This window comes from Ensifer sp. BR816 (genome assembly GCF_000378985.1).
GTDB lineage: Bacteria > Pseudomonadota > Alphaproteobacteria > Rhizobiales > Rhizobiaceae > Sinorhizobium.
On sequence record NZ_KB905370.1, the window covers coordinates 4717990 to 4732283 of the forward strand.

Below are 14294 nucleotides of genomic sequence, written 5' to 3' on the forward strand. Positions count from 1 at the left end.
TTGACAAACTTTCCGGAAAGATCAATAATTGACCCATGGGACAATAAAATGACCAGCAGGACAAAAGGGGAATACGATGAAGCGATCTCTGAAAGCCGGGGCTGCGGCGCTTGCCCTCATTGCCATTGCTGGTCCCGCGTTTGCGGGAGAGCCGGAGAGCTGCAAAACCGTGCGCATGGCTGAGCCGGGATGGAACGATCTTGCCTTTACGACCGGGGTCGGCCTGACCTTGCTGAAGGCGCTGGGCTACGAGGCCAAGAGCCAGCTCCTCGGCATCGACGTCATCTACACCAGCCTGAAGAGCAAGGACCTCGACGTCTTTCTTGGCTACTGGGACCCTGCCATGATCGCTTACTACAAGCCGTACAAAGAGGATGGCTCGGTCGAGACGGTTCGAAAAAATCTCGAGGGTGCCAAATACACCTTCGCCGTTCCCACTTACGCCTGGGAGGCTGGCGTCAGCGACTTTTCCGACCTGCAGAAATTTGCCGACAAATTCGAACGGAAGCTCTACGGCATCGAGCCTGGCTCCAACCAGCTGATGCTCGACGCGATCAAGGACCCGGCCCTTGGCCTCGAGGAATGGGAAGTGGTGGAGTCGAGCGAGCAAGGCATGCTCTCGGAAGTGACCCGCCGGACACGCGACAAGTCGTTCGTCGTTTTCCAGGGTTGGGCCCCGCACCCGATGAACACCGTCTTCGACATGAGGTATCTGACCGGTGGTGACAAGTTCTATGGCCCGAATTTCGGTTCGGCAACGGTTTCCACCCAGGTGCGCAAGGGCTACCTGCAGGAGTGTCCCAACGTCGCGAAGCTTTTGAACAATCTCGTCTTTGATGTCGACTACGAGAACCGTGGCATGGCCTACATCATGAATGATGGAATGGAACCGGAAGAAGCCGCTCTGGCATCGATCAAAGACGAGCCAAAGCGGCTGGAAACCTGGCTGGCGGGGGTGTCGACGTTCGATGGTCAACCGGGTCTTGCCGCGGTGAAGGCCGCGCTCGGCCTGTGATGTGCAGCATCGAGGACGAATGGCATCGTCGCAAGCGGCGCGTCGAATTGCCAGGGGGGAGGCCGATTGCTTTCGTCGATAGCGGCGGAAGCGGGCCACCGCTTCTGCTGCTGCATGGCTATTCTGATACCGGCCGCAGCTTTGCCGCGCTTGAGCCCTTTCTCGCCGGCTATCGTCTGATCATTCCCGATCTTCCCGGACACGGCGCGTCGGCTATCGGCGACGGAGTGCACGTCAGCGATTTTGCGGCGAGCATTGAGTGGTCTCTGGCGTTCCTCGGCATTTCGCAGATGGCCGTCATCGGCCATTCCATGGGCGCGATGACGGCCATCGAGCTCGCCGCCCGGCGTCGCAATGACGTGAGCGCGCTGGTGCTTCTGTCCGCAAGCCTGCGTCCAGCTTTCGGCAGCGGGAGTGAACTTGCGCGGCGCATCCGCGCACTTCGCGATCCTATAGACCCCTCAGGGCAATTTCTCCGTGACTGGTATTCCTGCAGCCGACCTGTCGACCCCGAATTTCTGTCGAAGATGAGGATGGACGCAGCGAGGATGCCGGCGGCCGTCTGGCATGGCATCCTGGATGGCTTTGCCGAAACCGATCTCCGGCATAGCGCCAGGCAGGTCACCGCGCCGGTGCTCTGTATCGGTGGTTCGGCGGATCCGCTCTTTGATAGCTCGCACCGCGAGGCGCTTGCCCAGGCATTCCCCTCGGTGCGATCCATCACACTCGACGGGTATGGACATAATCCGCATTGGGAAGACCCGCAGAGGCTTTCAGCGCTTATGATGTCGTTTCTGGCGGGAGCAGGGACGGTCTAGCCAGCGCCGACGGCAGGGGATGAGCTGGCGCTATCGTCTGGCGTCTGCAATCTGGCTCTATCATGCCATTCACTTTGCATTCTTTCATGACCGCTCTGGCGAAGGTTTTTCGATGCGGGCCGCGGCGCGACGGTGGTGGCTGGGCCTGTGTCGGCCCGCGTTGACAAACCTCCCAAGGAGGAGGCCGCGGGGGCTGGGTAGAGCGCCTATGGGGAAAGCGTGCGGCTGCGGTTTTTCAAGGGGGCTATCGGCGGCAGCGTCGGGTGCGAAGGTGTAGCCCCGAAGGTTTGCATGAGCCGATCGGGATCGGGGTCACAGGTCTTTGGTAGGTTCGCGCCGGCGATTTTTCAGTGTGCTGGGTTGCCTTAGGCTGACCGGCGCCACCCCGGAACGCCTCGTCGATGCGGACCAGCCTCGGCTGATGTGAGATGGATTTCGTCATGCGGCGTCCTTTCGGGGTGGCGCGCGGCATCTGGGTTGTTGGCCGCGGCGGAAGATCTCGACGATGCGCATCGGGCCGCCGCAAACCGGGCATGGCTCTCTCAGGGTGAGCGGCGTGACCTCGGCGTTTGGTGCGTCGTGCTGCGATGGCGTTTGCGCCCCGAGCAGTTTCCTGATCCTTGCGATATTGGCCTTGTGGCCTGCACTGGCGAGCAGACCGTAATGGCGGATGCGGTGGAATCCGTCGGGCAGCACGTGGATCAGGAAACGGCGGATGAACTCGTCGGTGGCCAGCCGCATCACCTTCTGCCGGTCACCGGTCTTGATCCGGTAATCCTTCCAGCGGAATGAGACCGTCTCGGCGTCGGCGCTGATCAGGCGGCTGTTGGAGATCGCCACGCGGTGGGTGTAGCGGCTGAGATAAGCCAGGACCGCCTCGGGACCGCCGAACGGGGGCTTGGCGTAGACGACCCATTCGGATTTGCGGAACGGGGCAAGCCAGGCAGCGAAGGCCTTCGCCTGTGCAAGTCCGGCGAGAGCCCCGAAGAAGGCGAGGCTGCCGGATTGATGCAGTGCCCTCAGTCCTTCGACAAACAGCCGCCGGAACAGACGCGACAGAACCTTTACCGGCAGGAAGAACCCGGGGCGACATGAGATCCAGCGCGTGCCATCCGGCGACAGTCCGCCACCGGGTACGATGATGTGCACATGCGGGTGATGGGTCAGCGCCGATCCCCAGGTGTGCAGCACGCTGGTCATGCCGATGCGCGCGCCGAGCCGCTTGGGATCGGCGGCGATGGTGGTCAGTGTCTCCGCCGATGCCCGAAACAGCAGGTCATAGACAGCCTTCTTGTTCCAGTAGGCGATTTGGGCGATCTCGGCCGGCAGGGTGAAAACCACGTGGAAATACTCGACCGGCAGCAGGTCTTCGGCGCGGGCGGCCATCCAGTCCCGCGCGGCAGGCCCCTGGCACTTGGGGCAGTGTCGGTTTTTGCAGGAATTATAGGCGATGTGGCTGTGGCCGCATTTGGCACAGGCCGCCACATGCCCGCCGAGCGCCTCGGTTCGGCAGGCTTCGATGGCCGCCATGACCTTGAGCTGGGTGAGGCTGACATGCCCGGCATTGGCCCGCCGCCACGCCGGGCCATAGGCACGGAAGATGTCGCCGATCTCCAGTCTCGGCCGGATCACCGCACCGGCGCTACTCCAGTCCGCGTCGGAGCGTTTGGTCCTGCAGCGTCTGCAGGGTCTCGAACGGGCTGACGGTGTCGCGGATCGTCTTGGTGGCGACATGGGTATAGCGGGCGGTGGTCACCAACCTGGCATGGCCGAGAAGGACCTGGATGACCCTGACATCGGTGTTCGCTTCCAAGAGGTGGGTGGCAAAGCTGTGCCGCAGGCTGTGCAGCGTCGCGGGCTTGCCGATACCGGCCATGGTTTTGGCGGCGGTAAAGGCGCGATTGAGCTGCCGCGGCGAGATCGGGTTGATCTTCGGTTTGCCCGGGAACAGCCACCCCTGTGGTCGCGCCTCGCGCCAATAGTCGCGCAACAGCTTGAGCAGCCCGGGCGACAGCATCACCTTGCGGTCCTTCTGCCCCTTGCCCTGTTCGACATGGATCAGCATCCGGTCGCTGTCGATGTCGCTGATCTTCAGGTTGCAGACCTCGGAGGCGCGCAGTCCGGCGCCATAGGAGATGCTGAGTGCCGCCCGATACTTCAGGCCCGGCCCTGGAGCCGCCATCAGCAGGTCGGAGACCTCCTCGATGCTCAAGACCACGGGCAACGTCTGCGGCTGCCGACGGAACTGCATATGCCGCTTCATCTCCTCGCGGCCGCAGGTGGTGGCGAAAAAGAACCGCAGCGCCACGATGCGGGCGTTGAAGGTCGGCGGGGTGATGCCCGCATTGGTCATGTGCAGTTGGTAGGCGCGCAGGTCATCGGCTGTGGCGGTGTCCGGTGATCGCTTCAGAAACCCGGCGAAATCCTTGATGGCTCGGATATGCGCCTGCTGAGCTTTGTCGCCCATCCCACGGATGCGCATGTCTTCGATCATCCGCTCGCGCAGCGGGGTCGTCCTCTCCTCCGTCATGGCAACCTCCTGTCTGAAGATTGAGAACACCTCAATCGTCAGCCAGGACCGCACACCTGCAAATGCACGCCGTTCAGATCATTCCTGCACCCTCACCACGGGCGCCAGTGCCGCGCGAGCGGCTTCGTCCTAGGGTCGAAACGAGCCATGGGCCGACCGGCCTGCTGATGACAGCCTTCACGCAAAGCGGAAGAATTTGCATCTGACGAATTGGGCCCCGGCCAGTTTTTGTGCGATCGTAGATTGCGGCATCGGCATCGCGCGAAGCTGCGGCTGCCGGCGCGGAAAAGGCAGCATGCAGTTGTAAAACCTGCGGAATTTTTTGGGGCGATTGTCAGATCAGAAAGGGGCGTTACAGGCGCAAATTGTGCCTGCCTGGGGTGCGTGGCCGCCTTCTCCAAGTATCATTTCCACCGGCAGTTTGCGGCGGCCCTTGGGCTGTCTGTGCATCGCTATATCCATCTCGTACGCATGAAGCGGGCATCCTACAGGCTGGCCTACAGGGACGTAGACAGCGTGACCGAGATAGCGATGGATGCCGGCTACGAAGCTCCTGACGCCTTTGCTCGCGCATTTCGGCAACGGTTCAGCCAGTCGCCTTCGCAGTTCAGGAAATCTCCCGATTGGGAACCGTGGCTTGCCGCCCTCGGGCCTCTCAACCAAGCAAGGAGTAAGCTTATGCAAAGGACATTTGCAGCCAATGACATCGAAATCCGCGAGGTGTCTCCGACCCCTGTCGCGATTATGAAACATCGAGGTGATCCGGCAAGGATCGGCGACACGATCAAACGCTTCATAGCATGGCGCAAAGCCACTGGCCTGAATCCGAAGACCAGTTTGACTTTCAACATCTTCCATTCCGATCCGCGTGTGACGTCTCCGGACGAGTATCGGCTGGACCTTTGTGTCAGCACTGATCAGCCGATCAGGACGAACGAAGAGCATATTGAGGCGGGCATGATCCCCGGCGGCCGTTGCGCCGTGCTGAAAGTCGTCGGCAATACTGATGATCTGGAGCCTGCCGCGCTTTACCTCTATCGCGATTGCTACCGGCCAGTGGCGAGGAAGCGAGGGATTTCCCCCTGTATTGCCAGCGCCTCACCTTCTTTCCGGAAGCACCTGAACATGCGGCGGTGGCAGAGCTCTTCCTGCCCCTGAAATAGCGAACCTCTGTGGCGGCTTGTCCGTTTCCGTCCACGGCGGCGGACGAGCAGCTTTCAACCCAAATTTCCCGATCCGGCTCAACAGCGCGTTTGCTGAACGTGGCATTCCATCAGGCGAAATCATACCGGCCTTCACCGGATGGCTACCAATCCGGTGGGCCGCCCGAATGTGAACGGCTTTGTCGGCAGCCTTGTCGGACTTGGTGCCACCAAGGGCGTTTTTGTCACCACCTCCTCCTTCAGCCAGCCAGCGCGCGACTACGTCAAGCATTTGGCCCAGAGAGTTATCCTCATCAATGGGCAGAAGCTGGCCGATCTGATGATCGAACACGGCGTCGGCGTTCGCAGCTATCGCACTGTGGAGTTCAAGCGGCTGGATGACGACTTTTTCGGCGAGGAGTAAGATATCTGCACGGAGAGCGGAAATCATTTCCGCTTCCTCACCCTTTGAACACCCGCTCACGATGATATCGCAGAAACTCCGAATGCGGCCTCTCGTCCAGCCGTGAGGGGACGAGCAGGCGTCGCTCCGGATTGATGAGCCGCGTGATGGTGTCGGGCACACCGCTGTCGGCAATCAGCAGGCTGTAATCGTCATTGACCGAAATCAGGCCGCGGTCAAACATCCAATGGACCGTTCCGGAGAGGGCGAGGCAGTTGCGGACGCTGTCCGGCCCATCATGGGCTACCGGGCGGATGTGCGCAGCCTGGACCTCTGAGCGCCCGCCTCCGTTGATAAGCTTCAGTCCTGTGACGGCACAGGTGTCCTGGTAGGCCGATTTGATGGCCACGGAGAACGCTCGGTCCCGCAAAGGACGCTGCAGTACCTGGGAAATGATCCGGCGATCGACGACCTCGATCTCGAAAGACATTTGCGGATTGTCGCCAAATCCGATGTACGCCTCCTCGACCGGGTCCGGCGCCGGCCGTTCGCGATCCCGCTTTCCAAGGACGTGCGCGAAGCCGGCGGCGAGGATCAGGTCATACTCGGCGTCTGAAATGTTTCGGACAGCGCGACCGAAAGCCCCTTTATTGGTGGAACCGTCGTCTTTGCGCAGCCCTCTCTCATAATAGTGGTTCGCCTCCTTGAAGGGGACGGTGTGATCGAAGGGTAGGAAGTCCTCGACCAGCGCATAGAAGTGATCGGGCTTGGACGGGTCCTCGATAATGTCGGTGATCCGGGCCGTTGCGAAATAGGCCTGTCTGCCGCCCGTCTTCATCAGGTCGCCGCTCGGCCGCCGCGGCTCATAGTAGACGATTCACCTCGCGCCGCCTCGACCTGGCGCAGATAGGTGCGCGGGAAATGGTACCGCTGCTCCGGAAGATCGTCATAGGTGGGATCCACCTTCGTGGTCAGAACTGCCTTTGACATAGTTTGAGACTCGATGGATCTGACCTCGTGATACCAGGTTGGCAGCCTCTCGAAAATACGGGGGCGTGACGGTGTGCGCAACCAGTGGCTGCAGTCTTAGTACTTGGGCTATTTTGCGTTAAAATTAATTATTAAGCGTTCTTTTTAAGTAATGGTATGTAATTATCCATGTTTTATCTTTTGTTGTCTTAGTATATATTAAGATGCAGCTTGAGATATACATTGTCATATGTTGAACGACGGGCGATGATACACATATCAATTGCGCAAGTGCAGTTGATGCTTTTGCAACCTGCAAGGATCTTTGACATGACCAAGAAGACAACAAAACGGACGTCCGTCCGCTTTGACTACGACGCGCTCGACATCGGCGTGCAGAGCATGAAGGCTTTAGAAGCGGCAGCCGCTGGCATCCAGGCCTTGGGGCGCCGGTCCACGGACCAGGCCTTCGAGCTGGGCGTCTTGCTAGAGCAGGCGTCCGAGCTTGTCGAGCCGGGTACTTTCGAGAAATGGGTCTCGCAGCGATGCGACATCTCTTCGAAGACGGCCCGGAATTATCGGGCCGTGGCTCGCAATCTGTCGAGCTACCGGGAGCGAGCGGTCGAGCTTGCCATCAGTCCGACAGTCCTTTTCCATCTTGCGTCCGCGCCAGAGGAGAAGGTCGAGGCTGCCTTGGCGCATGCCGAGGAACATGGCGGCATTCGCGTCAGCGAGGTGAAAGCCTTGCTTGCCGACAGCTCTGAGAAGGCTTCAGAGGCGGTGACCGGTGACGAGCTCGCCGACATCGGTGGCCTGTCCGGTCTGCGGGCGATAATCGACCTCAAGACAAAGACCGGCTTTGCCGCCTTTGTCGAAAATGCTGCAGCTCTTGCTGCAGAAGTGGTAAGTGCTCTGAAGAGCAAGGGTAAGCGTCTGCAGAAAACGGCGCTCATCCCGAAGCTCGAACCTGCGGCCCGCTCGGCAAAACTCGCAAGCTCTCAGAGAGCGAGCTGCCGACCGCAAGCCACTGGTACGAGGTCTTCCTGACACTGGACCATCTTGGCAAGCGAGAGGCATGGCCTGAGGCCAAGGAACTCGAGGTTTGGCTGCGCCAAGAGGTGCTGCCGTTGCTCGACTGGGCAACGTCCCGGACGAAGCAACCCGAGTGGCCGCTTAAAGGCCCAGTTGCTCCGAACTCGGCAGATGCGGTGATGCGCAGCGGCCTTGAGGCGCTCGGTGGCGTCGTGCAGATTGAGGCCCCAAGCCTAGATCCGGTCGATGATGAGGATGTCGCCCCAGCGAATTACCAGCCGCCAGCGTTTCTGGCGCGTCCCATACCAGCGGCGGCAGATGACGCCTCCAATGTCATCTCGATAGTTTCCAACGAGGTACGGTCGGGGCTGAGGAAGCCGGCTTGGCTTAAGCCGAAACCGGCCGAGGCGTCGGCGGACTGAACACAAGGAAGGGGCTTTCGGGCCCCTTTCTTGATTCCAACCTTCGGTCGGCGTCGGTCCCTGCGGAAGATCTCAAGCCGCTTTACCGGCCGTTTACCATCAGGCGTGGGACAGAATTCAAGCGTGAGCCCGCCGTTTACCTTGTTCAGGATCCGTTCTCATTTTGCGGCAAGGGTCCTTGAGATCCGCTCAGGGTCCTGCCAGGTATGAGCGGCTCCGGCATGATCGGAGCAAGCGGCCCAAGCCGGTGCTGGTAACACCGACAAGGGCCTGACCCTCAAGCCTTGCGTTAGAAGGAATCGGGCTTTGACCAACCTACACTCTTCCTCCCCCGTCGGGAAAGTTCTGCGTGCCGCTGTGGCGGCATCCTCCAGCGGACATGCGATCGACGGCGCGACGGCGCGCTGTCACTTCGCGACCCAGCCTGCCATCCGAACTGATCCATCAGCATCCGAATGCCGTCCTGAAAGGCTCGGCTGTTTGCCTCGTCAAACAGTTCGATGTAATTCGACTTAATCGCCGGGATATGCGAGGTGGGAACTCCGTTCGCTACCAGGTACCTATGGCCGCTGCAGCCTTCCTTCAGCGTCAGATGCTGGCGGATGCCGAACATGGCGAGCAGTTTGTAGGCCCAGCCATTCTCCAGGTCGATTTCCAGCTCCTCGATGTCAGCAGGTCGGCCATACCGCCTAGCCGCGAGGGCGACGTCTTCGAGATGCAGGAGCATGACGTCGCGCTCGTGTGCGCAGAGTTTCTGGAGCTGCTCCTTGGACATTGGTTCCTTCGATTTCATCTTCAGCTCGGCCATCAGCATGTTGAGCTTCCGACCGATGACTTGAGCCTTTTTATGGTCGGAACAGTGAAGGCTCAGTGAAAGCCGGCTGCCTGGTCGGCACCGCGCGAACGACATGGGGACGCGTGCTCGCCAGTAGAAGGTGTTGCCGCGGCGAATGAGATTTTCGACGTCGTGGCGGACTGCCATGGGTATCTTGCCCTTGCCTGCCACCGGCGAGGCCGCCGCGCATATTTCGCGTGGGCATCACCTTTGGGCTACAGTTCTGGCATCAGGTCGCCAATGATGCCAAAACGGGATCCGGCACGACTGGAAAATCAAGGAATTAAGGGATTTTAGGGAGAATTGGCTGGGGAACCTGGATTCGAACCAGGACTAACGGAGTCAGAGTCCGCTGGTCTACCGTTAACCTATTCCCCAAGGCCTGCCGGCGGCATGGCGCCCGCGTCGGTGTGGCGGGCTTATAAACAAAAGAACCGCCGATGCAAATACCTTTTGGCAAAAAAATGCGGCCGGCCTGTGGTGAAGGCGCACACGGCCCGAGCGGAGAGGGCGGATCGCCGATTTTCGGCCCGGCGCCGGCGGCTGAGATGCGGGCCGATTCGGCGTCTCAAAAAAAGTTTGGCGAAAAAGGGCGGCGCTGGTACAGTCGCGCCAACGCAAAATCGAGAGAGCGCCTTGAGCGGCCGGAAGGCTTCGCGCGGCGCGGTGGTTGAGACAAGTGAAAGACCCCGAACACGGCGCGAAGCCGTCTGAATCCGGGGCGTCGGCAGCAGGTCGTGGCGAGGCGCATAAGCTTGTGCCGCGCGGCGGCAAGGGGAAACGGAGGCGGCGCAAGCCGTCCGGTTCGCCGTCTGCAATTGCCAGCCGATCCGGGCTTCCCGGAGAAGCAGGGCGTCCCGCAGCACTGAACGAGGCCGAGCCGGCGCGCAAGCGCAAGCGGCGCCGCCGTTCGAAGGCCGCAAGGCAGCAAGGCCAGGCTCCCGCCGCCGTTTCCGGCGCAGCCCCGGCCCAAGAGACCCCGATCACCGACAAGAAGGGTCAGAAGCGCGGCAAGAAGGCGCGCCACCGGCGCGGTCTGCAAGGACGGCCGCTGGCATCCGGAGGCAAGCCGCTTGCCCCTGAGCGGTCCGCCGAAACCCAGCGCCCGCGCGAGGCGTCGGCCGCGCCGCAGTCGCGCAAGGATGATTTGCGCGCCCCCTATGTCACGCCCGGCGAGCCGGCCGCGCCGCTTTATGCCGCGCTCGACCTCGGCACCAACAATTGCCGCCTTCTGGTCGCGCAGCCGACCCGGCCGGGGCAGTTCCGTGTCGTCGACGCCTTCTCGCGCATCGTCCGGCTCGGCGAAGGGCTGGGCGCCAGCGGCAGGCTTTCCGACGATGCGATGGAGCGCTCCGTCGAGGCCCTGAAGATCTGCGCTTCCAAGCTCAATGCCCGCTCGATCCGCCGCCGCCGGCTGATCGCCACCGAGGCGGCGCGCGCCGCCGAGAACGGCGAGACTTTCATGAAGCGCGTCGCCGAGGAAACCGGCCTCGACCTCGAAATCATCGATCGCGAGACCGAGGCGCGGCTCGCCGTTTCCGGCTGCTCGTCGCTGGTCGATCGCGAGACCAAGTCGGTCGTGCTCTTCGACATTGGCGGTGGTTCTTCGGAAATCGCGGTGATCCGCATCGGCGACAACCGCTCGAGCCGTCTTGCCAACCACATCACCCATTGGACCTCGCTGCCTGTCGGCGTCGTCACGCTGTCCGAGCGCCACGGCGGCGAGCACGTCACTCCGCAAAGTTTCGAGACCATGGTGGGTGAGGTCGAGGGCATGCTCGACCATTTCGACGGTCCGTCGGTCGAGGTCCTCGAAAGCGCCTCCGGCAGCGGCTTCCACCTGATCGGCACGTCGGGCACCGTGACGACGCTCGCCGGCGTCCATCTCGACCTGCCGCGCTACGACCGGCGCCGGGTGGACGGGCTCTGGCTTTCCGACGACGAGGTCTCGGCGATGCAGGCGCGGCTGCTCTCCTGGGATTTCGCCGCGCGCGCCGCCAATCCCTGCATCGGTCCGGACCGGGCCGATCTGGTGCTCGCAGGCTGCGCGATCCTCGAGGCGATCCGCCGGCGCTGGCCGTCGACGCGGATGCGCGTTGCCGATCGCGGCCTGCGCGAGGGGCTGCTCACCGACATGATGGCCGATGACGGCGCCTGGCGCCGCGGGCGTCCGCGTCGCTACCAGCAGCGCGGTCCGGCTCAGGCCGGCGAAGAGCGGCAGCGGCCCCACGAAGGGAACAAGGCATGACGAAATCCCCGATCGGCGGCAACCGCAGCGGCCGCAAGCTCGGCCAGAAGGTGAAGAAGGGCAAGCTCAAGGCGTCCTCGCGCCGGTGGCTCGAACGGCACATCAACGATCCCTACGTACAGCGCGCCCAGCTCGAGGGCTATCGCGCCCGCGCCGCCTTCAAGCTCCTGGAGATCGACGAGAAGCACAAGATCCTGGCCGGCGCCAAGCGCATCATCGATCTCGGTGCCGCTCCCGGAAGCTGGTCGCAGATCGCCGCCAAGGTGACGAATTCGACCGATGCCGATCCGCGCGTCGCGGCGATCGACTTTCTCGAAATGGATGGGGTCCCCGGCGTCCGCTTCCTGCAGATGGATTTCCTCGACCCCGAGGCGCCGGAAAAGCTCATGCAGGCGATCGGCGGAACGCCCGACCTCGTATTGTCCGACATGGCGGCGCCGACCACCGGCCACCGCCAGACCGACCATCTGCGCACCATGCATCTCTGCGAGGTGGCGGCGCATTTCGCCGTCGACGTGCTGGCCGAGGGCGGGCACTTCCTGGCAAAGACCTTCCAGGGCGGCACGGAGCGCGATCTCCTCAGCATGCTGAAGCAGAATTTCCGCCAGGTCATTCATGTGAAGCCGGCCTCGTCGCGTGCCGAATCGGTCGAGATGTTCCTGCTTGCCAAGGGTTTCAAGGGACGCCAGAAGGCCGGCAGGGAGACGGAAACCGAAGAAGAGGCGGCGGAATAGGCATGTTGCTCTATGTGACGGTCGGCACCAACGACCTCGAACGCGCCGGCGCGTTCTATGATGGCGTGCTCCCGACCCTCGGCTACCGCCGCCAGCGGTGGGACGAAACCGAGATCGGCTACGGCGCCGACGGTGATGTGCGCGTCCGCTTCTGGGTGGTCACGCCGTTCAACCGTGAGCCTGCCACCTATGGCAACGGCGTGAGCATCGCGCTCGTGGCCGAGACGCGGAGCGCCGTCGATGCCTTCCATGCAGCTGCGCTGGCTGCCGGCGGTACCGACGAGGGCGCGCCGGGGCTGCGGCCGTTCCACGCGCATTTTTATGGCGCCTGGGTCCGCGATCTCGATGGCAACAAGATTGCCGCCGTCTGCGAGCGGCCGGAATAGGGCAGGATACGCGACTGTAGCGGGGATCACCCCCCTCTGCCCTGCCGGGCATCTCCCCCACAAGGAGGGAGATCGACTCGCGGCGACCCCTCATTCCTGCAGCACTGCGGCATCCGCAGCCTTGATGTGGGGGCGCGGCGGTGCTTCCGGCCAATCTCCACCCTTGTGGGGGAGATGCCCGGCAGGGCAGAGGGGGGTATCGACTGCCGGCGACGTTCCTGTAGGACGCTTTACTTCCCCGCCGTCGCCTCGGCTTCCCGCAGCGCCTTTCGATGGCCGGAGACGGAAGCGCCGGCATTCTTCGCCATGGTCAGGAAGGGGATCGCCGCCAGCAGGTTGGCGACGGCGATGATCATGAAGGCGACGTGGAAGTCGTCGAGCACCAGCGGTCCGCCGCCCAACGCGGTTTGGACTTCGAGGATCGCGCCCGCCACGGCGACGCCGAGCGCAAGGCTGATCTGCTGCAGCACGGCGCTCATCGATGTCGCCTTGCTGGCGTCCGCGTCGTCGATATCGGCGAAGGAAAGCGCGTTGACGCTGGTGAAGAAGAAGGAGCGGGCGAAACCGGCGACGAGCAGGATCGTGAGCATGACGAGGTAAGGCGTCGCCGGCGTGAAGAAGCCGTTGATGAAGGTGGTGCCGGCGGCGATGACGGCGGCAATGATCAGCGTCGTGCGGAAGCCGGCAAAGGCGAGAACGCGGCGGGCGAAGAATTTTGTGGTGATGGCGCCGACGGCCCCGATGAAGGTGATCAGCCCCGACTGGAACGGATTGAGGCCGAAGCCGATCTGCAGCATCAGCGGCATCAGGAACGGCACGGCGCCGACGGAAATGCGGAAGACAGTGCCGCCGATCGAGGCGGCGCGGAAGGCGCTGTCGCGAAACAGCCCGAGATCGAGCACCGGCGCCGGATGGCGGCGTGCGTGGAAGATGTAAAGGAAGGTCGCGGCAATGCCGGCCGCGACGGAAGCGATGCCGATCGCCGGCGGCAGGGCCGGCAGGCTGATGACCGACAGGCCGAAGACGATGCCGGAGGCGGCGATGCCGCCCAGCAAGAAGCCGAGAATATCGACCGGCGGCGGGTTTTGCCGCTCCATTTCCGGCAGGTAGATGCCGGACAGTATGTAGCCGGCGATGCCGACCGGTACATTGATCAGGAAGATCCAGTGCCAGGAGAAATAGGTGGTGATGAAGCCGCCGAGCGGCGGGCCGGCCAAGGGTCCGACGAGGGCCGGGATGGTCAGCAGCGCCATGGCCGAGACGAGCTCGCTGCGCGGCGTGCCGCGCACCAGCACGAGGCGCGCGACCGGCGTCATCATCGCCCCGCCCATGCCCTGCAGGAAGCGCGACAGCACGAAGGCGACGAGGCTGTCGGCAACGGCGCAGAACACCGACCCGGCGACGAACACGAGCATCGCCGCGCGGAAGATGCGCTTGGCGCCGAAGCGGTCCGCCATCCAGCCGCTCAAGGGAATGAAGATCGCCAGCGCAACCATATAGGAAGTCAGCGCCAGCTTGAGCGTGATCGGCCCGACTCCGATGTCATGCGCGATCGCCGGCAGCGACGTCGAAATGACTGTGGAATCCATCTGCTCCATGAAGAGAGCGACGGCGAGGATCATCGGGACGATGCGATTCATGAGAGGCCTTGGATGCGGGGTCGACGTCCGGTAGACGGTCCCGATGGCTTTGTCGGGGCAAAACCGGCGATTGCAGATCAAATGCCTGTGATCCGGCTGACCTTTTCGGTCAAGGCCGCT

At 62.6% G+C, this 14294-nt stretch carries 13 protein-coding genes, 1 tRNA gene and 1 pseudogene; 8 read left to right on the forward strand and 7 right to left on the reverse strand.

The genetic code is table 11. The annotated features are described in order from the left end of the window. Nucleotides 1-76: 76 nt before the first annotated feature. Together choX and RHIBR816_RS0122575 are read left to right on the forward strand one after the other, a co-directional pair. On the forward strand, nucleotides 77-1015 hold the full coding sequence (gene choX / locus RHIBR816_RS0122570; RefSeq protein WP_026187320.1) for a choline ABC transporter substrate-binding protein: 939 nt from the start codon (nucleotides 77-79) through the stop codon (nucleotides 1013-1015). Continuing rightward, on the forward strand, nucleotides 1015-1833 hold the full coding sequence (locus RHIBR816_RS0122575) for an alpha/beta fold hydrolase (RefSeq protein WP_018238874.1): 819 nt from the start codon (nucleotides 1015-1017) through the stop codon (nucleotides 1831-1833). The genes choX and RHIBR816_RS0122575 overlap by 1 nt, the downstream gene beginning before the upstream one ends. A gap of 438 nt (nucleotides 1834-2271) precedes the next feature. Here the strand turns inward: RHIBR816_RS0122575 and RHIBR816_RS0122580 are convergent, their stop codons facing one another. Both RHIBR816_RS0122580 and RHIBR816_RS0122585 read right to left on the reverse strand, forming a co-directional pair. Then, the gene (locus tag RHIBR816_RS0122580) at nucleotides 2272-3465 is read right to left on the reverse strand and encodes an IS91 family transposase (RefSeq protein WP_018238875.1); all 1194 of its coding nucleotides are present in this window, start codon (nucleotides 3463-3465) and stop codon (nucleotides 2272-2274) included. Nucleotides 3466-3475: 10 nt separating this feature from the next. After that, nucleotides 3476-4363, reverse strand: coding sequence for a site-specific integrase (locus RHIBR816_RS0122585; RefSeq protein ID WP_026186521.1), 888 nt, complete (start codon nucleotides 4361-4363; stop codon nucleotides 3476-3478). A 330-nt stretch (nucleotides 4364-4693) separates the two neighbouring features. Between RHIBR816_RS0122585 and RHIBR816_RS34540 the strand changes: the two are divergent. Together RHIBR816_RS34540 and RHIBR816_RS0122595 are read left to right on the forward strand one after the other, a co-directional pair. Further along, nucleotides 4694-5526, forward strand: a pseudogene (locus RHIBR816_RS34540) (GyrI-like domain-containing protein). 139 nt (nucleotides 5527-5665) lie between these two features. Continuing rightward, nucleotides 5666-5929 carry a restriction endonuclease gene (locus RHIBR816_RS0122595; protein ID WP_018238876.1) on the forward strand — a complete coding sequence of 88 codons (264 nt, stop codon included), beginning with the start codon at nucleotides 5666-5668 and terminating at the stop codon, nucleotides 5927-5929. A gap of 37 nt (nucleotides 5930-5966) precedes the next feature. Here the strand turns inward: RHIBR816_RS0122595 and RHIBR816_RS34545 are convergent, their stop codons facing one another. Both RHIBR816_RS34545 and RHIBR816_RS38525 read right to left on the reverse strand, forming a co-directional pair. Continuing rightward, on the reverse strand, nucleotides 5967-6746 hold the full coding sequence (locus RHIBR816_RS34545; protein ID WP_245262650.1) for an HNH endonuclease: 780 nt from the start codon (nucleotides 6744-6746) through the stop codon (nucleotides 5967-5969). Further along, nucleotides 6746-6898 carry a hypothetical protein gene (locus RHIBR816_RS38525; protein WP_245262651.1) on the reverse strand — a complete coding sequence of 51 codons (153 nt, stop codon included), beginning with the start codon at nucleotides 6896-6898 and terminating at the stop codon, nucleotides 6746-6748. The genes RHIBR816_RS34545 and RHIBR816_RS38525 overlap by 1 nt, the downstream gene beginning before the upstream one ends. 210 nt (nucleotides 6899-7108) lie before the next feature. Between RHIBR816_RS38525 and RHIBR816_RS0122605 the strand changes: the two genes are divergently transcribed. After that, entirely contained in the window at nucleotides 7109-7924 is an 816-nt protein-coding gene (locus RHIBR816_RS0122605) for a hypothetical protein (protein ID WP_157628226.1), read from the forward strand. 696 nt (nucleotides 7925-8620) lie between these two features. Here RHIBR816_RS0122605 and RHIBR816_RS36350 read toward each other — a convergent pair. Beyond that, nucleotides 8621-9313, reverse strand: a complete 693-nt coding sequence (locus RHIBR816_RS36350; protein ID WP_245262653.1) for a DUF6538 domain-containing protein — start codon at nucleotides 9311-9313, stop codon at nucleotides 8621-8623. Nucleotides 9314-9470: 157 nt separating this feature from the next. Continuing rightward, nucleotides 9471-9544: transfer RNA gene (locus RHIBR816_RS0122620), tRNA-Gln, on the reverse strand. A gap of 301 nt (nucleotides 9545-9845) precedes the next feature. Between RHIBR816_RS0122620 and RHIBR816_RS0122625 the strand changes: the two genes are divergently transcribed. Genes RHIBR816_RS0122625 through RHIBR816_RS0122635 form a run of 3 tightly spaced genes read left to right on the forward strand, consistent with a single transcriptional unit; the run spans nucleotide 9846 to nucleotide 12534 of the window. Beyond that, nucleotides 9846-11414 (forward strand): Ppx/GppA phosphatase family protein, encoded by a 1569-nt coding sequence (locus RHIBR816_RS0122625; protein WP_018238880.1) that lies wholly within the window; start codon nucleotides 9846-9848, stop codon nucleotides 11412-11414. Continuing rightward, the gene (locus RHIBR816_RS0122630) at nucleotides 11411-12148 is read left to right on the forward strand and encodes an RlmE family RNA methyltransferase (RefSeq protein WP_018238881.1); all 738 of its coding nucleotides are present in this window, start codon (nucleotides 11411-11413) and stop codon (nucleotides 12146-12148) included. Before RHIBR816_RS0122625 ends, RHIBR816_RS0122630 begins: the two co-directional genes overlap by 4 nt. Nucleotides 12149-12150: 2 nt before the next feature. Then, nucleotides 12151-12534 (forward strand): VOC family protein, encoded by a 384-nt coding sequence (locus RHIBR816_RS0122635; protein ID WP_018238882.1) that lies wholly within the window; start codon nucleotides 12151-12153, stop codon nucleotides 12532-12534. A gap of 230 nt (nucleotides 12535-12764) precedes the next feature. Here RHIBR816_RS0122635 and RHIBR816_RS0122640 read toward each other — a convergent pair whose 3' ends face one another. Further along, nucleotides 12765-14174 (reverse strand): DHA2 family efflux MFS transporter permease subunit, encoded by a 1410-nt coding sequence (locus RHIBR816_RS0122640; protein ID WP_026187322.1) that lies wholly within the window; start codon nucleotides 14172-14174, stop codon nucleotides 12765-12767. Nucleotides 14175-14294 lie beyond the last annotated feature (120 nt).

Excerpts from the sequence above, each read along its gene's own strand:
- RHIBR816_RS0122635 (WP_018238882.1), top strand. The coding sequence starts at position 12,151 with ATGTTGCTCTATGTGACGGTCGGCACCAACGACCTCGAACGCGCCGGC.
- RHIBR816_RS0122575 (WP_018238874.1), top strand. The coding sequence starts at position 1,015 with ATGTGCAGCATCGAGGACGAATGGCATCGTCGCAAGCGGCGCGTCGAA.
- RHIBR816_RS0122595 (WP_018238876.1), top strand. The coding sequence starts at position 5,666 with ATGGCTACCAATCCGGTGGGCCGCCCGAATGTGAACGGCTTTGTCGGC.
- RHIBR816_RS0122585 (WP_026186521.1), bottom strand. The coding sequence starts at position 4,363 with ATGACGGAGGAGAGGACGACCCCGCTGCGCGAGCGGATGATCGAAGAC.
- choX (WP_026187320.1), top strand. The coding sequence starts at position 77 with ATGAAGCGATCTCTGAAAGCCGGGGCTGCGGCGCTTGCCCTCATTGCC.
- RHIBR816_RS36350 (WP_245262653.1), bottom strand. The coding sequence starts at position 9,313 with ATGGCAGTCCGCCACGACGTCGAAAATCTCATTCGCCGCGGCAACACC.
- RHIBR816_RS0122640 (WP_026187322.1), bottom strand. The coding sequence starts at position 14,174 with ATGAATCGCATCGTCCCGATGATCCTCGCCGTCGCTCTCTTCATGGAG.
- RHIBR816_RS34545 (WP_245262650.1), bottom strand. The coding sequence starts at position 6,746 with ATGAAGACGGGCGGCAGACAGGCCTATTTCGCAACGGCCCGGATCACC.
- RHIBR816_RS0122630 (WP_018238881.1), top strand. The coding sequence starts at position 11,411 with ATGACGAAATCCCCGATCGGCGGCAACCGCAGCGGCCGCAAGCTCGGC.
- RHIBR816_RS38525 (WP_245262651.1), bottom strand. The coding sequence starts at position 6,898 with ATGTCAAAGGCAGTTCTGACCACGAAGGTGGATCCCACCTATGACGAT.